The following is an 18,842-nucleotide window of genomic DNA, read 5'->3' on the forward strand; positions in this document are numbered from 1 at the left end:
AACTGTTTGACATAGTACGCGAGCGCGTCTTTTTGCGTAGGCGTAGCCCGCCATAGGCATCGCCTTTAGTCAGATTCAGGTAAGTGAATGCACTCTGCTCCTGATGCCAAGTGTTCATAAACTAAACAAAATATTCGTATCGGGATACTTTTGTGAGGAATTCTCTTTTTTTTTACCTTTTTGCCACAATGGCAATACTAAATAGCACAGCGATCGTTACATTAGAAGATATATAAATAAAAATCAACAATGATTTTTTTCGTTCGCAGTTCACACAAAACTATGAGTGCAAGTACCATTATTTCTGATAATCCCTTACTCCAAGGCACTGGTTTACCTCCCTTTGCAGAGATTAAACCAGAACGAGTAGTACCAGCCTTCAATCAGTTGCTAGCAGAACTTGACCAGCAACTTGCCACCTTAGAGGCTAGTGTACAGCCCACTTGGAGTAGTTTAGTAGAACCCTTAGAAAAGCTGACAGAACGGCTTACCTGGAGTTGGGGGGCGGTAAATCATTTAATGGGTGTTAAAAATAGCCCGGAACTGCGCGAAGCTCATGAAATCGTACAGCCACTAGTTGTACAATTTATCAACAAACTCGGTCAAAGCCAACCCATCTACAATGCTTTTAAGGCACTCCGTAGCAGTGATAGTTGGGCAACTTTAGAATTAGCCCAACAGCGCATTGTAGAAGCCGCCATTCGAGATGCAGAACTTTCTGGTGTTGGCTTAAAAGGAGAAGCAAGAGAGCGTTTTAACGCCATTCAGATGGAGTTGGCAGAACTTTCTACTAAATTCTCTAACCATGTACTTGATGCCACGAAAGCCTTTAGCTTAACCCCGACTACAAAAGCGGAAATTGACGGTTTACCACCAAGTTTGGTGAGTTTAGCTGCCCAAGCTGCACGTGCCGCTGGAGAAGAGAACGCGACACCAGAAAATGGCCCTTGGCGCATTACTTTAGACTTTCCCAGTTACGGCCCTTTCATGCAACACAGCACCCGTCGAGATTTGCGCCAAAAGCTCTACAAAGCTCATATCACTCGCGCTTCTAGTGGCGATTTAGATAATAATCCGTTAATTGGGCGTATTTTGGAGTTACGGCAAGAACTCGCAGATATACTTGGCTTTAAGAGTTTTGCCGAGTTGAGCCTTGCAAGTAAAATGGCTCCTAATGTTGAGGCAGTCGAAGCACTATTAGAAGAACTACGCCAGGCCAGTTATGATGCTGCTGTCAAAGACTTAAAAGAACTCCAAGCTTTTGCTGCATCTTATGGAGAAGAATATCAAGATTTAAAACATTGGGACATCAGCTTTTGGGCAGAACGCCAACGAGAAGCAAAATTTGCCTTTACCGCTGAAGAATTACGTCCTTACTTTCCCCTTCCCCAAGTGCTAGATGGCTTGTTTGGACTTGTTAAGCGGCTATTTGGTGTTACAGTAACCCCTGCCGATGGTAAAGCCCCAGTATGGCATGAGGATGTCCGTTATTTCAAAATAGCCGATGAAACTGGTTCTTCCATCGCTTACTTCTACTTAGACCCCTATAGCCGTCCAGCAGAAAAACGCGGTGGTGCTTGGATGGATGTATGCATCAATCGTGCCAAAACTGAAAATGGTGCTGCCATCCAGTTGCCTGTGGCTTATTTGATATGTAACCAAACTCCCCCAGTAGATGGCAAACCGAGTTTGATGACTTTCTATGAAGTAGAGACTTTATTCCACGAGTTTGGTCATGGATTGCACCACATGCTCACCAAGGTTGACTATGCTGGAGCCGCAGGCATCAATAATGTGGAATGGGATGCAGTGGAACTACCTAGTCAGTTTATGGAAAACTGGTGTTATGAGCGACCCACTTTGTTTGGCATGGCTAAACATTACGAAACTGGAGAAGCCCTGCCAGAGCATTATTATCAAAAGCTGCTAGCGGCGCGTAATTATATGAGTGGTACTGGTATGTTACGGCAAATTCACCTTAGCAGTGTTGATTTAGAACTACACTACCGCTATCGTTCCGGTAGCAATGAAACTCCAGCAGATGTGCGTCATCGCATAGCCAAGACTACTACTGTTTTACCACCACTTCCAGAAGATTCAATGTTGTGTTCTTTTGGGCACATTTTTGAGGGTGGTTATGCAGCAGGTTACTACAGTTACAAATGGGCTGAGGTACTTAGTGCTGATGCTTTTGCCGCTTTTGAAGAAGCTGGGCTAGAAAATGAAGAAGCGATAAAAGCTACAGGTCGGCGTTACCGGGATACGGTGCTAGCACTCGGTGGTAGCAAGCATCCAATGGAGGTGTTTAAAACTTTCCGGGGTCGTGAACCAAGTACGATCGCTTTGCTCAGGCACAACGGTTTAGTGAGTGCTGCTGCACACTAAACAATACCTCTTTAGAGATGTTGTATTGCAACGTCTCTACATCAAATCTTTGCTTAACTAAATATTATTTTCCTAGTTTAACGTGAGTCTCCAACGGAGGCGCACGTTAGTTTAAGGTGTTCCTGGAAGAATTGGTTCTCCGGCAACATCATCTAAGCGGATGCTGCTTAACAAATTTCGCCACTCTGCTTTCAGTGCTGCATCTTGAAGATTTTTTTGACGTAGTTCAGCCAACATCGTCAGCGCCTCGTACCATATCCCATTTTGGGCATAGAGAGCATAGCGCTTTAGAGGTTCTGCCGTTTCTATTTCTTTGACTGTTGCTTGACTTAGGTTAACTCGTTTTATTACCCCTTCAACAAAAGTTGGGGGAGCATTCTGTTGCTTGTCACAGTTAATGGTGAAAAACCAGCGGTATTGTTGGCCTACTGCTAAACCGGGAGCAGTACTAGGCAAAGAAACGCGGATGACTCCTGGCTTATCCGGTAGAGCGATCGCTTTTTTGTATACCTCGTTAGCGTCTGGATCTTGCAGCACAAATTCAACTGTATATGGCGAATCTTTAGTATATGGCACATAGAAAAACCAAGTTGGATGTTCTACTGTTGTTTGTGCCCAGACATTAATTACAGAGTTAGCTTCCTGAGTAAAGGGTACTAAAGCAGTCAAGTCAATTTTAGGTGAAGGACATCCACTAGGCCCCCCGCGCTTTGCTCCACCACGAACACGACCTCCAGGAGGGGAGCCAGGTGGAATTGGAGGTTGAGTAAAAGTTGTGGCTTGAGCAAGGGTTGTTTTAGCGTCAGAGCGATTAGGAGTTGGTTTTGCCAGTATTGGAGTCAGGCTAACTAATAAACTTGTACAACTAAAAGCTACTACTAAAAACAGTTTTATCGGTTGTGAATTTAAATTCATAGAAACCTGACCTCATACGATTTTAGGATTTTAGATTGGACATTAGACATTAGTTATTCTGCCTCATCTCCTTTAGCTCCCGATTCCCCGCCCGGACTTTTATTTTTGAATGATTATAAATTGACATTAAACTCGCCATAGCTACAAGCGATAAAGCTGACGGTACAAAAGGTACCCAAGCACCTGAAATTAACAGACCAAAGCAAACTACATACAAAACGCTAGAAGTAACACTGATTGCCAATGCCAACCAGGGTAAGGAAAGCCTGCGCCAAACCAGGATTCCCCCGATCAAAGACCAGCCCCAAATCCAGACTACCTCCGCCCACCATGACCAAGCCTGCAGCAACGGCCGCCCATCCTGAACTGCACCAAGGATCTGGCTGACCATGTGAGCTTGTACCAGTACTCCTGGCATTTGCTTGTCAAAAGGAATGCCATAAGGTGTAGGCCAGGTGTCTGGAGAATCCCCCTTTGCAGTCACACCAATCAAAACAATCCGGTCTTTGATGGCGTTAGGGTTAACCGGACTAGATAAAAATTCCGTTAGCTTTACCTGTTCGGCTATTTCTTTTGAAGAACGATAGTTGAGTAAGATTTGACCGCTATTAGCATCAATATTTTGATAGCCACCAGTACGAGACTTCAGATTCGGAAAAATAGTCTTACCCAACTGCAAATTTCCTTCAGGGGTGAACTTTGTTTGAATTCCTAAAGGGCGCAGATAAAGGGATGCTAGTTGTAAACTGAAGGAATATGGAGCAGAACACAATGATGTCGTCTCCTGATTCATGAACAGAAGATGCCGACGAATAACTCCATCGCGATCGTGAATAAAGTCACTGAATCCCAGATTTCCTGGGGGGATTTCTGGCGGTGGCTTAGTACCTTTGATATTTTCTGTTCTATCGCTCCCCTTGCATACGCCAATCAAGTTTTGAGTTTGCTGGAGACGAGTAATTAAATCTGGCTCTTTGGCCTTATAATCACGGTAGATATCTAAGCCGATCGCGCGAGGTTGGTATTGATTCAGTTTTGCTAAGAGTTTATTGAGAGATTTTTCAGAAATAGAAGCTCCAAACAAGGACTCGCCATTTTGTCTTTGAGTCGCCAGATCGTCATCGTCAATTGTGATGATCAACAGTCGGGGATCGAGTCCTTCTGCGGGGCGCGATCGCATCATCAGGTCCAAGGCTTGAATCTCTGGATTTTCTAGCAATCCCAGCAATCTCACGCCAAAAACCAAAGCTGTAACTGCCAAGCTGGATAACACAGTTCTCTTAAATCTGCGTCTGTTAGACAAAGGTAAATTTGCTTTATCTTCATCTTCAGATTTTGTAGACCTTAATTCATCCCAAGTCGGTGGTATCTGCGCCGGATTTTGGCAAATTACTGGTAGCCAAGTTGCACAAGGAAATCTATCCTCAAGTCCTTGCAAGCGTTCCCGCGCTTGGCGTACCGCTTGATATAAAGACTCGCCATCGGCAAAGCCTTGGAGAAAATACTTTAAAAACTCCTTCGCAACCTGATCTGGGACGGGTTCGCGCATGACAATCATTTGAGGAATTTGCAAATCAGCCAATTCTCGCGCCAAACCCAATCCATCACAGGAGTTGAATATAGCTAATTGCAAACCATTTTCAATGGCTTTTTTGAGAGCGTACTTTAACTCACCAATGGTAAGACTATCAGTTCTATTCAGGTAAATTCGTCCACTTTCTCCATTTCCCTGACTGGAACTGTGTCCGGCAAAGAAAAGAATATCCCAGTTTTTTCCCCAGAGATGGTCTGTCAAGTCCTTACGTTGTGGTTCTACCAAAAAGCTCACCTCTGCGTTACTACACTGTTGCAGTAAAGCTTGATCAGCTTGGGTATCAATCCCCTTACTATTGCCCACAATTGCCAAAATATTGACTAATTGATTGAGAGTGCGTGGCTTGGGAATGCGATCATAGGATGGTGAAGAAAGGGCAATTTCCGCTTTGGGATAGCGTTCTAACAAGTCCCACAGATGCCAGGGTAATAGCTGCAATTGGCTATTTTCTGTTTGCAGAATCACCCGTACTTCGTCGCTGGACGATAATCTTTCTAACCATTTTTCCCTCAAAGGGCGAAACTCCTCTGCTCGCAGCCAGGTATTAAAGCGTGCCCGCAAAATATGAGAAGCGTTTTCGCAGTCTTGAACCATTGATACATTCGTCACCTGCATTTGATCAGCATGGAGGCGATAACGATTGCCTATCTGCCGATAACTAGACTGCCAATGACTATAATAGAGCGGCATTTCCGGGAATGAAGGTAGCCTCCCGGTGATTTCGGTTGCAGCACGCTCGTGTTCTTCACCAATTTGGAGGGTGACAGCAAACCCCTGCTCAAAACTACCCTCTCCAAATTTGATCGCCACTAATTTACCCATAACCGTCGCTATCTCCCCATGCAAGATCGTGCCCTGTTCTAATGTTCGATCGCAAGCTTCACAAGCAAGCGTCTACAGATTTTTTTCAAAATCCCCAAAAGCTGGCTTGGATTTTTAATTTTTAATTTTTAATTAATGAGTTATCACTTAATAAATTACCGACAAAGAAGGAAGATAGCTACATATTTCAAATTCGGAAATATTCGGTAATACTGGTATTATCCAAGGCTACCCTAACACTAAATTGCTCTGTAGGTTCACCACGAAACTGCAACTGAATATAGTTGTCTAATTTTCTAGATTGAGCGTCGAGAAATATTGCTCCTGAACTATCTATAACAGTGAGATGAACTCCTGGTGGTAAGTAGATTTGATTTCCAGTGGCGTGCAATTGGAGATGAATACTAGTTTGTTGATCTTTTTCGGGGCTGATTTCCACAATCAACATCACAGGTTGGTTGTGGATTTGGATACCTAAATCAATCACTTTTGCCCGTTTTGTAATTGATTCTGGTTGTTTGAGAGTATCTAATTCCAAAGTTTCAACACTGCGAAAGGCATAAGTTGACCTGAGTTCCGGCACGTTCCACAGCGATTCAATAGTCTCCCAGCCAGTCTCAAATATACCAGCAAACCACTGACTCAAATTCACTAATGAATTAAGTGGGGATTGACGCAGTTGCCAGATGTGGTCAATAAACGCTTCCAATGGTTGCAGTTGCGCTAAAGGCAGTGTTTCAGTTGCCACACTAGGGATAAAACCAAGCAGCCTTGCTTCTTCGAGCGATTCATCAAATTGAACTATTAAATAACCCACCCGTTCTTCCCAAGTTTCCGGAGGAATAGAACATATCTGCTGATGCAAATGCACGGGGCGACACTCCAGACGGCCAATCGAGGGCACTGCTAAATCAGCGACATCCCCACAAAGGCGCATGATCGGGTTCCAACTGTCACTAGCTTGAAGATCGGTAGGAATATCCATCATCTGCAAGTAATCATTCACCACCCATACAGCTAAAGTATTCAGCCGGACTTGCTCTGCTTTTTCAGGATTTGGTTGCTGGTTAGCAAATTGCTGGGCAGTTATGCGAGCTGTTTGGGAAATCGGCAATGTTAAAGCGAAATCATCTAGCTGATAGGTGGAGTTATTCATAAGTCAATTTCTAGGGTTCAATGCTGCTATGTATATATCACCCGCATTCAATAAATTTATGCCACAAAATTGAATACTGGAAAAAGAGAATTGGGGACTGGGGATTAGGTAAAAATATTCCATAAAATTAAAATATTGTATATTCAAATGATCTGGGAGATAGAGCTTTTGAGTATTTATACTTCTATCAAGATAGCTTCAAGCTGCTAAAAGCGGCTTATCAACTAGCAGATAGTTTGCCAAATTTTGAACGTACAATTTGAGCGATCAATTAGGAAGATTGGCTCCTCAAATCACAACCAATTACCAATCAATACATAGGCAGACCAAAAGCTTGGCGCTCTATAGTTGGGATGTTTCAGTAGTTGTAGCTGGGCACGGTGGACTGCTTCGGCTTTGGTGATTTTGCCACTCTTGAGTTCTTGATAGAAGGCACTAACAAACATCGCTGTTGATTGATCATCAATTTGCCACAGGGAAGCTATGGTACTACGTGCCCCAGCTCGGACAGCTGCTCCTGCTAGACCAAGTGCTGCACGGCTGTCTCCTGTTGCTGTCTGGCAAGCACTTAAGACTAATAATTCTACTACGGTTTTACTCTGATTGCGGAAGAGAGTATCAAAATCTTTGACATTGATCTGACCATCGAAATCTAAAATAAAAGTCTCTTCAAGGCGGGAACTAAACTGACCGTGGGTTGCCAAATGCACTATGTTGAATGAAGCAGCACCAATTTCACTTTCCAAATTCTTTTTCTTAAAATCTCCATCCAGTAGGCTGGTTGTCGAAACTCCTGCTTTAGCAATACCGTCAAATTCAGATTTGATCGCTAGCAATGGTGCAAACTTGGGAAATCCTGGCGGCGGCTGAGTTAGTCCTGCGGTTAGCGCTCTGAGCTGCTGTTTTACCAGCGGTTTTGGGTCAAGAAGTTGTAGACCGACGCTCAGGGCGATCGCATATTTCTCTACCAAGTATTGTTTACCATCGTAGAGAGCTGCCATTGGTAAATTGCGTAATGGGCCATCTAGGACGAACACTAACGTATCGACGCCACTTTTTTGCAGTTGTGACTCAAGGGGTTTAAGCAGCCAGCGGTAAACTTCTTGCGATTGGGTTTGGACGATCTTAGTAGCAGTTGGATTGACAAGATTTCTTCGCAGTTCTATTAAGAGTTTCTCTACTTCTGCTTGGGAAATTTTGGTACTGTAGCTTTGCAGAGGTTGTTTAGGAATTTTGACAATTACCTGGAGTTCGTCACGAAGAATAATTGGATAAAGGATGGCGGCCTTGGTATTATCTTTGTCTACTACTCGATCGAGGGCTACTTTCTGACCTTGCAGACAAGCTTCTTGAAAGAAGTCGTCTAATTCTGCTAGTTGGAGTGCTTCAATCCGCTGGCGTGCTTTCTCCAATATTTTTTCATTGGGTTTTCCTGTTTGAGATTGCAGCAGTAACTCTACTGACTGGCGGTAGACGGGTTCTACACTGTCTCGGAAGTCAAATTGCACATCCTGGTTGACTACATCTTTATTGACTACTAAATCTCTGCGGAGAGACTCAAGAGTGTCTACAGCAGCATCATAAGCGGCGATCGCACCATTAATATTTTTTTGTGCCCAAAGCAATCTACCTAACTGCCACTCCAAGCTATAGGTAATTTCTGGTGCATTGCTACTCTGTGCCAAAGCTAATCCTTGCCGGGTCAGGTCTTGCGCTTCTGACCACTGTCTGGTTTCTTCGTACAAGCCGCCTAAACTCTTCAGAGCATAAGCCTCTGCCCGCTTGTCACTTAAACTGCGGGATTGCTGGATGGCACTAGCGAGTAATTTTGCTGAGTCTTTTGTACTTAATCCTGAGTAAAAACTCTGACTTGACGCTTGTAATACACCACTCTTGACTTTTGCCAAACTTTGTGAAAAGTTAACCTGAGCGTAAATACTCGCACGGCTGAGGGGGACTTGGTCGAGGCGGGACTCAATCGACGGCAAAAGAGTTTGAACCTTTGCCCATTCTTTATCTTTAATCAGTAGTCCCAGGTGATTGAGTTGTGCTTGAACTTTTGTTAGAGGTGAGGGAGATACTGCGACTGTTTGTTGATAATAAGCGATCGCCTGTTCCTTTTGGTTTTGTTTACGGGCATTATTCCCCAAGCTGAACAGACTAGCTGCAATATCAGCGCTTGATTGTAGATTTTGAGCAATTATCAGACTTTGTTCTAATGCTTGGCGTGAGTTTTTCAAATCGCCCAATACCAAAAGGGCATCACCGAGCGATCGCAAACTCACTGTCTTTTCTATAGAATCTGGTTGAGATTTTAACGTCTGACTTATTCGATCGAGTGTTTTGATCGCCCGCGGGTAAAATCCTTGGGTGCGCCACGCCTGTGCTTGATTGATTAGCGATCGCACCACGCCACTTTTATTATCTGCTTGTTTGTAAATTTCTTCTGTCTGCTGCCAAGTTGCCAAAGCCGCCTCAGACTGTCCCATTGCCAATTGCAGACGACCTTGAATATCTAGTGATTGGGCAAATATTGGCAGATTTTGGTTTTTATCCAGTCGTTGGAGTAAATTTAAGCTTTCTGTAATTGCTTGCTGCGCCTGACTCCATGCACCGAGTTGCTGGTAAGCTAGGGAAAGATTACCGAGTGTCGCTGCTAGTGTAAGGCTCTCCCCTTGCTGCTTATATATTTGGACAGCCTGTTGTAATACTTCTACAGCTTTGGCAAATTTGCCAGTACTGTATAAAACTTTGCCCTGTTGTAGGAGTGAGGCGGCATCAGTGGGTACAGCCAGCGATGTCAGACTGTTTATTGGCAGTTGGGATGAAGAATTGATTGAGCTAGGAACTTTTGCTAGCACTGGTGAACCGACAATGCATAGCAAAGCGACCAGGAAGTACAAAGGCAAACGTAAAAAGTGAGCTAGGGGGGTGAGCCAGCGCGTCCTTGCAGTTTCCCGACCCCTGTTTTTAAACTTTAGAGAATTCGCGCCAAAAATCCTAGTTGTTTTAGCCATAAGCATGACGAGAGGTAGGTGATAACCAGAAACACATAGGATGAACTATTAGGCTAACAGGGTAATGTTACCATTCCCATCCCTCACCAATCTTTGAACTTCCACAATCTTCTTATTTGTTGCGATCGCAGTGAAACTTGATTAGCAAAGTATAGTTAAAAGGCGATCGCAAACCTTAAACAAAACCCCACCGAAATAGTGCTGAGTAAAAAGTAAAATTAACTAGGCTTAGGTATAAAATTAATTCCTCGGAATTAATACCTCGGCTGAAAGTGAGAAGATTCATCAGTACTACTTCTGACCCAGCACTGGCTCAACCCTAGCTATTCACTAACAGCACCGATCATAATAATCCCTCCAATTCTGCAAACTTACGCAAACGCGGTAAACATTGGCGTTGATAAAAACTGCTTAATGTCGGAATTGACAACTCAAATTCTTCAGATAAATCTTTCCAGCTAACTTCTGGAGGTAAGCGTTTGAGAATTAACACCTGACAATTTACATCTGGACGCCCTTTAATGTAAGTACCGCGCAGTTCCCCATCCGAATCTGTCTTCGTCCATATCTCCAAGTCTTCCAAAATCGGAGGTGCTTGGGGGCTAGCCGGTAGGTTATCTACAGGATCAATAGTTTCACTTGTTCCACCAGATGTAGACTGACGAATTCTCAGAGGGACTGTTGTGGCTTGTTCTCGGTTCTGGTTAAGGTAAAAGTCTTGTAGTCTCCGTTTTAGGTAAGCATTCAGCCAGGTGATCACACTGCCATAATTGGGATCGTAGGTTTGGCCTGTCAAACCTTCACAAACATTGCGACAGAAATACAACCAAGTTTGTTGTAGTGCGTCTTGATAGTAGGGAGTAGTTTCCCTCCAGAGTCTACTTGCTGTCAAGCGAATAATTTGCGTGAGCAGCTTCTGACGCTGAGGGCTTCCAGGTTGGTGTCCACAGGCTTCTGTAACTAAGCGGCGTAGCTGTTCATCGAATTGAACCATGACAATCTTGGCGAAGAAAGCAAGAATATCTTAGTATTGCGTATAACAACACCCGAAAGAATTACCTTTTGTCAATTTACTGCTCTTATCCCTACCCTATGAGTACATTCAGGGTAGGGAGAGCTGCGATGCATTCAAAATGACTTGAATGCGTATTTAGTTAAGATTTTGAAACAGCAGTAATAGTTTTTTCTAATGACTGCAATGTTGTCAATAATTTGTTTTTTTGGGGTTTAGAAGCTTTAAGTTCTCCTGTAACCTGATCCATATTTGTCTCTATAGTTTCATAATTATTACGAGATTTAACTTTGATACCGTCTTCAACTTCTTTCCAAGCATCCTCAAATTTGTCAAATTCTTTTTTAGCTTCAACAAAGTTGCCAGATGTAACTGCGGCTTTAGTTTTGGATACTATAGTTAATAAACTACTATTACCTGTAGTGGATGTTGTCGCTGGGGCTGATGCTGCACTAGCATTAGGAGTCACCTGTGGGGTAGTTTGGGTAGTAGGTTGTTCGGGACTGTTGCAGCTTACCAAAGCTAGCAAGCTGATACCCGCAAGGCTCGACATTAGTTGAAAAGGCTTCATTGTAAAACTCCTCGATTCATTATTAAGCTGTAATTCACGAAAGTGAATAGTCTGCTGTTTGCCAGCATTAATAGCAACATTTATGGAGCTAGTCCTTCTAGATAAATATATCACTTAACCCTATACTTATTTATAGAATAAGTTTACAAAAGTAAAAACATACATTGGAAACTCAAAAACCCAGGAGAAAAACATGATTTTCCCATAATTCAGTAACGCCTAATTTTAATAACCACTAATATCAAAATACTAACTTTTCTGAAAAATGACTATGAAACGATCATTTCGCAAGTATCACCGCACGATTGGCATCATAATTTGTCTACCTTTAATATTAACTGTATTGACTGGAATGTTAACGACTATTGTTAAGGAATGGCCAATTGATACTGGGCTTTCTTCTAGTTTGCTGTTAAGAATTCATACAGGAGAAATCTTACATTTAGAAGCAATTTATCCGATTCTTAATGGATTGGGGCTGATTGGTTTGCTGGTGACAGGAATAAGTATGTCTGGGTTATTAAATCGCAAAAAACGGAGCGATATCAATAATTAAGATTAGCTTAATCGAGATTTTAGAGGTTCTGTGAAGAGTATTTATAACAACACGTTACTTTTTATCAACTGATAAAAAGTAACGAAAGGAAATTACAGCAGATTTCAAGTTAGGGAGGTACACAAGCTAAGTCTTTTACCCAGATATAAAGCGGGTTTTACTCCTGTTAGCGCAGCGGGGCGTAGCCCATTCAGAATTTGGAATTCTGCTGTATCAGATTTGATTTTTATCTTACTCCTCACTCTCCTTAATATAATCCCAGCCAGGATAGGACATTTTCCCACCAAGAATATCGCAGATTACCTACACTCAATTTCATTTTGTTGCGAATATCTTGGATTTTCCAGTTGGTTAGTTTAGCTAGAGTTTGCGCCTCTTGTTCAAAACGTTTGGGTAAAGACTGCTTATATTCTCTACCAGCCTGACATTTGAGTTCCCCTTGGAACGGATGTTGCAAAACATAGCGTCCTTGAAAAGATTCACTGTTGGCAGTTTGTTGAAATATCAAGTCTTCAGGGAATTTGTCGCGGGTATAGCGAACATGCAATCGAGAGATGAAGACGTTACTTCTAGGAGAGGGACGACGAAAACTGGGTGGTACTGGCAGATTACTTGTAGAATTATCATCTAGCCAAAATACGCCTGCTTGCTTGAGTTCTTCTGGAGTCAGAGGTTCAGCAGAACAAGGATCGCAACTACCCATATCCCAAGCGTATTCTAAAAAACCAACTTTCCTATCTTCTTTAGTGTAGACAGTTTGAAACACGGATTTGTAAAATTCACCAAATTCATCTTTGACAAATAAGGGAATATTTGCATCAGAGGGAATTTTCACCGTCCGATAGTTGGTGATTTCTGCTTGTCCTTGGGGCGAGAGGATGTAGACAATCAAATCTTGCTCTGTCGTAGCATTGATCATGCCTAAACGAATTGGCAGCATGAATTTAGGCGATTGATAGGAAATTTGTAGCGGACGGAGAAACTGGTAGCCAGATTGCTCGAATTTATCTAAGTTGACTTTGGCAACAAAGAATTTCATTGAGGAGCGAATATAAGGCTGAAGTAACTGTTTCGCACCTCTGGGGATTTTGTAGCCATTGCGTTTAAGCCAAGTTTCCAGTCCACCAGATTCTTTCGCACTGAGGATCACGATGTCGTATTCGCCAACATTGAAACGTGCTTCAACCGTCACACCCAAGCTAGCATCGCCCCTTGCACTCCCTGCCTCACTTCTCGCTGCTGCTGGCGCTGGTGCTGCTGATAACTCTCTTTCGTAAACTGGAGCACAAGGATCTGGGTCAAAATATTCCACCAATCGCGGCGCACTAAAAGCATCTAGGCGTTCAATAATCTTGGGTTCAGTGACGCGAACTTGTTCTTTTTGCAGCACCGTTGGCACTGGTACTACCATTGCAAAATCTTTGACTTCGCCTTGAAAGTCGTTTGCCATTGTTAGAATAGTGCGATCGCCATCCCGTGCGATCGCCACCTGAGAAGCTTTGTTATACAGTTTTGTATCAGCTTTGGCTACATAAAATCCACAAAATGCCCAAGCTGCTGGTGCAAAGCACAAAACAGCTACAATTGCCAACAATAATGGTGTTAAAAGTCGAAAAAACTTCATTTTTTATACCTCTATTTTTTAGTGCTGAGTTAGGAGTTAGGAGTTCTACCCCTGCTCCCTCATCTTTCTCTTGCCAAGCAAACCTTGGGGCTAACCAGAAAACATCTAGCAGGATGCTCAACGGTGCAAGGGCAAATAGCGCCCAGAAAACTGCTGTGGAAACAAAGAAATAATTTCGCAGGATAAAAGTTAATCCAGCGATACAAACTGCCCAAACTATGCGCCCAATTCGGGAATTGGGGATTGATCGCGGATCTGTAATCATAAATAGGGCGAACAGCAGCAAAGACCCACTCATCAATCGATGCCAGTAAACATCCCAAGTCCAACCCAGCCAGAAATTGCGAATCGCCTCTAGCAAAGAGTAGGAACCCAAAAAAGCTGCTGTGGTGTCCCAGCGACCAATCCGCTGCAAAATCATGCCGCCAGTACCGAGAAATAATAGCCCATACCACCACTCTTCACCCCATTGTCCCGGCGAAACCCAAGCATCGGGGGTGAGAATCAAGGCAGATATGATGCCAAAGTTGGCAGGATTGAAGAAATGCTTATCGCCGACTCGGAAGATAAATTTGCTGGCGATCGCAATTGCTGCGGCTATTGCCATTGTTGTCCAGTGGTCAGCCCGCAACAGTAAACTGAGTCCCAGTGAGGTAATTAAAGCACTGCGAAGATTTGGGCTTTGTCCTTTGTTGTTTGCTAATGACCAATGACCAATACTTCGGCTTACCTCGGCTTCGCTCGGCACAAGTCGCTCAGTACAAGTGACTAATGACAATATCCATTGGGTTACAAGACAAGTGGCGATCGCTACCCCAATCAACTCTGGTCGCAGCGTCCAATCTCGTGTACCGATTCCCAAGACTAGGAACAAGCCCAAAAATAAAATCTGATAATCTCGTATATCTTTTAGCAACATCAACCCTTAATTCAGGGATTCCCCGTAGATTTCTCATCAATTTAGACGAGTGCTAGGTAAAATAGTATTGCTGTTACAGATTTTGTTACAAAATAAAGCATTGACAGATCAAAGCGATCGCTGTGATGTTTGAACTTAAAGATAATCAAAAAAGGTAAGGATGCGATCGCATCTCTACCTTTTTCAAGTTAATTGACCGAAGTATGAAGATATGGAATAAAAGGAAAAGATTTATACCAGCACAACATCTAGATTAACTGAGAAGAAAGAAGGCTTGTTCTCAATGGTGGCGAATTGATCCCCTGCGAAGAATAAGTTACCATTAGTGCTGTTGTAGCTGAACTGGTTGTTAGAGCTAGCACCAAATGCAGACTTGGAAATCTGGATTTTGTCACCCTCTTTCCACTCGAAGTCTTTGATGATATCGATACCTTCAAATTTGCTATTGAAGACAAACTTATCTCCGCCAGCACCACCATATAGTACGTCAGTGCCATAACCACCAACGAGAGTGTCATTACCTGCTCCACCGTTAAGAACATTATTGGCATCATTACCAACAATCGTATCATTGCCAGCTGTACCAATTAAATTCTCAATGCTGACTAAAGTATCTGTAAGAGTAGAATTTCCCGGAAACTTGACTACACCAGTAGAGAGATTGGCATCAATTGGACCAGAGAAGAAAGCATAGGATGTGGTATCAGTTCCAGCACCGCCATCAATGGTGTCAAAGCCAAAGCCACCATCTATGAAGTCATTACCTGCTCCACCGTTAAGAACATTATTGGCATCATTACCAACAATCGTATCATTGCCAGCTGTACCAATTAAATTCTCAATGCTGACTAAAGTATCTGTAAGAGTAGAATTTCCCGGAAACTTGACTACACCAGTAGAGAGATTGGCATCAATTGGACCAGAGAAGAAAGCGTAAGATGTGGTATCAGTTCCAGCACCGCCATCAATGGTGTCAAAGCCAAAGCCACCATCTATGAAGTCATTACCTGCTCCACCGCTGAGAACATTATTGGCATCATTACCAACAATCGTATCGTTGCCAGCTGTACCAATTAAATTCTCAATGCTGACTAAAGTATCCGTGAGAGTAGAATTTCCCGGAAACTTGACTACACCAGTAGAGAGATTGGCATCAATTGGACCAGAGAAGAAAGCGTAAGATGTGGTATCAGTTCCAGCACCGCCATCAATGGTGTCAAAGCCAAAGCCACCATCTATGAAGTCATTACCTGCTCCACCGCTGAGAACATTATTGGCATCATTACCAACAATCGTATCGTTGCCAGCTGTACCAATTAAATTCTCAATGCTGACTAAAGTATCCGTGAGAGTAGAATTTCCCGGAAACTTGACTACACCAGTAGAGAGATTGGCATCAATTGGACCAGAGAAGAAAGCGTAAGATGTGGTATCAGTTCCAGCACCGCCATCAATGGTGTCAAAGCCAAAGCCACCATCTATGAAGTCATTACCTGCTCCACCAAACAGTTTGTCATCACCATCAAAGCCTCTAAGGGTATCGTTGTCACTACTGCCGAAGACAACATCATTGCCATTAGTTCCGTAATAATTAATTGCCACGAGAGTTTATCCTTGATAAAGAGTAATTGTTAATATTAGGACTTACAGGTTGACAAAAAGACAGTTGTGTAGTCAAGCTATAATTTTCTTTTTCACCTATTTCTGTGATTGCGATATTTCCTGTTGATCTGACAACTAAAAAAATAAGTTGAGTTAGCTAGGCAGGAATAGGTCGTAAGTGCAAACTACATTTCCAACTTGAAAATAGGAACAAGGGAAAACTTACTAACATGACAAGGAGTGCTAATTCATACAACTGTCCATTTGTACAGTGCGTAAGTTCTAGATATAAGACTGTTAAGTGTGCAAATCGACCTTAACAGCCTCATATTAAGTAATCAGTGTAGTTACGCAAGATTACGGAAAAAAGAAAAAACTTTATGCAGCTAGCTCCCCTCTTCCCAATTTTCTACCGCATTCTCCAGCCGAGTTTTCCCAACTGCCTTTGGACTGGAAATTCTCATGCTAAAGCGATCGCACTCACATTCGATGATGGGCCCCATCCTCAATACACACCCGAAGTCTTGGCAGTGTTAGACCGTTACAACATTAAAGCTAGTTTTTTTTGGTTAGGTGTTTGCGTCAACCGTTCACCAGCGATCGCCAAAGCTGTGAGCGATCGCGGACACTGGATCGGATTGCATGGCTACGATCATCGCTCTTTTCCCATGCTTTCCCCAAATGACCTGAAGGAAAGTTTAGAAAAAACCCAAGCAGCCATTTACAATGCCTGCAACCTGCAACCGGAACAAGTGCGAGATGTCCGTCCCCCCAATGGTTTATTTACACCTGCTACTTTAAATTTTTTTTCTCAGTGGAATTACCGCCCAGTTATGTGGAGCGTTGTCCCAGAAGACTGGGTGCGCCCAGGTGTCACCACAGTGGTACAGCGAATTATGCAGCAGGTGAAAAATGGTTCAATAATTGTTTTGCATGATGGTGCTTGTGGTGGACAAGATGTTGCTGCCACAATTCAAATTCTCATTCCGCAACTCTTACAACAAGGTTATGAGTTTGTAACTGTTGATACTCTATGGCAGCAAGCTAAGACAACCCATTGATTGCTACACATTTTTAAAATAGGTAAAGTTAATAATTTGCTTTAAATCAGGCTTTTCTATAAATTATGCCAGAGCAGTTTTTGATCGTTGACGTTCCCCTAGATGCCCCAAAGGCTGATGAAGATTTGGGAACCAAAGAAAAGTTCTGGTTTCGCCATCAGTATTTAGGTTGTTGTCTATTCAAGAAAGCTAGACCAAACACAGGAGAAGATTGGGCAGAAAAGATTGCAGCCGAGTTGTGCGAGTTGCTAGGTTTACCCCATGCTGATTATGAACTGGCCATATTCAATGGGGAAAACGGTATTGTTTCACCCTCATTTTTGCCGCCACTGCCAGATAATTCATTATCTTTAGCATCACCAGTAATTGCGTCATTTTGATTTGTACCAATTATATTTACAAAATTCTTCAAATTGACTACTATTGGCGGCGAACCGACAACTCTGATTTCTAGTCTTTCTTTAGATAAGTCAGCTATTATTGATACATTTGTGCTGTCAGAAGTAGCATCAATACTGTTAATCTGTCCTGTAGCACCAATCAAGGTTTCAAAGAAATCTTTAAACGTGTCATTTCCAACTGCACCTTTTTGGATAACCACTGGCTGGACTATTACAGGTTGTCCTAAGTCACTGTAATCAATGGTATCATTACCAGCACTGGCGATAAATCTGTCATCTCCATCAGTTCCAACTAAAATGTCGTCTCCATCAGTGCCTATAATTAGTGCCATAATCTTGCTTTACTTGTTTGTAAGTAACTGCTGTATAGTAACGTGATGGTAACGTGTTATCAACCGCAAGGCACTAAAAAAAGATGAAACTGAGTTAACTCGATCGAGCAGGGGTGTCTCAGTGTTTATATTGATGATGATTTCATTCGTTATCCAAAATAACATCCAATGGATATAAGTCAAGGGTGAATTTTACAAGCTACAAAAAACCTACGTGCAACCCCTGTAAATTAACATCCGATCATACCTTTGGAGTTGTCATCTCAAATAGTTTCCCAATCTTTGTATACTCAACTGGCCCACCTAAGCGCGTAATCGGCTGCATCCTTACAGTATCAACTAACCCCAAATCTTGGCGGTATAGGTCTTCACGCACATGAAATCGTAACACTCGACCCAATACCATCACATTGTTGGTTCCTTCCACTGTCACTATTTGTGTAACTTTACATTCCATTGCCACAGGTGAGCTTTCAATCCGCAACGGTCGGACATCTGTAGCAGGAATAGCTTTTAAGTTTGCTTTTTCAAACTCATTAACTCCATAAGAAAATTCTGTTGCCGTTTGAACCATTGCCTGAGACAGTGTTTCATCCACCACATGACACACAAATTCATCAACTTCATGAATATTGCGTAACGTGTCTTTTTCTTTTGGCTCATGTCTACGATATGCGACTGAGAACATAATAGTTGGTGGAAAACCTGCTACTGCATTGAAAAACGAATACGGGGCAACATTGGGAATTCCAGAGGCACTAATTGTAGATACCCAGGCAATTGGGCGAGGAGCAACGATGCTTGTCAATAGATGGTAAGGAGCAGGGTCTTTCATTTCCTGCGGCACAAATGATAACATAAAATTCTCTATTTCT

General features: G+C 42.8%; 14 protein-coding genes. 3 read left to right on the forward strand and 11 right to left on the reverse strand.

What is annotated here, in order from left to right; all coding sequences use genetic code 11:
- The first annotated feature begins 282 nt into the window (after positions 1 to 282).
- On the forward strand, positions 283 to 2,385 hold the full coding sequence (locus V7L12_RS00985) for a M3 family metallopeptidase (protein ID WP_335081282.1): 2,103 nt from the start codon (positions 283 to 285) through the stop codon (positions 2,383 to 2,385).
- A gap of 111 nt (positions 2,386 to 2,496) precedes the next feature.
- Here the strand turns inward: V7L12_RS00985 and V7L12_RS00990 are convergent, their stop codons facing one another.
- From V7L12_RS00990 to V7L12_RS01015, 6 genes are all read right to left on the reverse strand, one after another.
- A complete protein-coding gene (locus tag V7L12_RS00990; protein ID WP_335081285.1) occupies positions 2,497 to 3,300 on the reverse strand; it encodes a DUF928 domain-containing protein in 804 nt (267 codons plus the stop codon).
- A 49-nt stretch (positions 3,301 to 3,349) separates the two neighbouring features.
- A complete protein-coding gene (locus V7L12_RS00995) occupies positions 3,350 to 5,716 on the reverse strand; it encodes a CHASE2 domain-containing protein (RefSeq protein ID WP_335081286.1) in 2,367 nt (788 codons plus the stop codon).
- Positions 5,717 to 5,903: 187 nt separating this feature from the next.
- A complete protein-coding gene (locus tag V7L12_RS01000) occupies positions 5,904 to 6,872 on the reverse strand; it encodes a DUF1822 family protein (RefSeq protein WP_335081288.1) in 969 nt (322 codons plus the stop codon).
- Positions 6,873 to 7,165: 293 nt separating this feature from the next.
- Entirely contained in the window at positions 7,166 to 9,889 is a 2,724-nt protein-coding gene (locus tag V7L12_RS01005) for a CHAT domain-containing protein (protein WP_442947860.1), read from the reverse strand.
- A 343-nt stretch (positions 9,890 to 10,232) separates the two neighbouring features.
- Positions 10,233 to 10,883 carry a sigma-70 family RNA polymerase sigma factor gene (locus tag V7L12_RS01010; RefSeq protein WP_335081292.1) on the reverse strand — a complete coding sequence of 217 codons (651 nt, stop codon included), beginning with the start codon at positions 10,881 to 10,883 and terminating at the stop codon, positions 10,233 to 10,235.
- A gap of 160 nt (positions 10,884 to 11,043) precedes the next feature.
- Positions 11,044 to 11,472: a DUF4363 domain-containing protein gene (locus tag V7L12_RS01015; RefSeq protein WP_335081294.1), complete on the reverse strand. Its 429-nt coding sequence runs from the start codon at positions 11,470 to 11,472 to the stop codon at positions 11,044 to 11,046.
- 271 nt (positions 11,473 to 11,743) lie between these two features.
- Here V7L12_RS01015 and V7L12_RS01020 point away from each other — a divergent pair, with 271 nt between their 5' ends.
- Positions 11,744 to 12,028: a peptidase gene (locus tag V7L12_RS01020; protein WP_335081296.1), complete on the forward strand. Its 285-nt coding sequence runs from the start codon at positions 11,744 to 11,746 to the stop codon at positions 12,026 to 12,028.
- A gap of 247 nt (positions 12,029 to 12,275) precedes the next feature.
- Here V7L12_RS01020 and V7L12_RS01025 read toward each other — a convergent pair whose 3' ends face one another.
- The 3 genes from V7L12_RS01025 to V7L12_RS01035 all read right to left on the reverse strand — a co-directional run bounded on the left by V7L12_RS01025 (position 12,276) and on the right by V7L12_RS01035 (position 16,173).
- Positions 12,276 to 13,652 carry a DUF2330 domain-containing protein gene (locus V7L12_RS01025; RefSeq protein WP_335081298.1) on the reverse strand — a complete coding sequence of 459 codons (1,377 nt, stop codon included), beginning with the start codon at positions 13,650 to 13,652 and terminating at the stop codon, positions 12,276 to 12,278.
- Positions 13,546 to 14,571, reverse strand: a complete 1,026-nt coding sequence (locus V7L12_RS01030; RefSeq protein WP_335081300.1) for an RnfABCDGE type electron transport complex subunit D — start codon at positions 14,569 to 14,571, stop codon at positions 13,546 to 13,548. The genes V7L12_RS01025 and V7L12_RS01030 overlap by 107 nt, the downstream gene beginning before the upstream one ends.
- 231 nt (positions 14,572 to 14,802) lie before the next feature.
- On the reverse strand, positions 14,803 to 16,173 hold the full coding sequence (locus tag V7L12_RS01035) for a calcium-binding protein (RefSeq protein ID WP_335081303.1): 1,371 nt from the start codon (positions 16,171 to 16,173) through the stop codon (positions 14,803 to 14,805).
- Between the two features lie 380 nt (positions 16,174 to 16,553).
- Between V7L12_RS01035 and V7L12_RS01040 the strand changes: the two genes are divergently transcribed.
- Positions 16,554 to 17,234: a polysaccharide deacetylase family protein gene (locus tag V7L12_RS01040; RefSeq protein ID WP_335081304.1), complete on the forward strand. Its 681-nt coding sequence runs from the start codon at positions 16,554 to 16,556 to the stop codon at positions 17,232 to 17,234.
- 268 nt (positions 17,235 to 17,502) lie between these two features.
- On the opposite strand, the gene V7L12_RS01045 is transcribed toward V7L12_RS01040, so the two are convergent.
- Together V7L12_RS01045 and V7L12_RS01050 are read right to left on the reverse strand one after the other, a co-directional pair.
- Entirely contained in the window at positions 17,503 to 17,967 is a 465-nt protein-coding gene (locus tag V7L12_RS01045) for a hypothetical protein (RefSeq protein ID WP_335081306.1), read from the reverse strand.
- Between the two features lie 241 nt (positions 17,968 to 18,208).
- Positions 18,209 to 18,826 (reverse strand): flavin reductase family protein, encoded by a 618-nt coding sequence (locus V7L12_RS01050; RefSeq protein ID WP_335081308.1) that lies wholly within the window; start codon positions 18,824 to 18,826, stop codon positions 18,209 to 18,211.
- Positions 18,827 to 18,842: the final 16 nt, after the last annotated feature.

The sequence above is a fragment of the Nostoc sp. genome (genome assembly GCF_036918245.1).
Taxonomy (GTDB): Bacteria; Cyanobacteriota; Cyanobacteriia; order Cyanobacteriales; family Nostocaceae; genus Nostoc.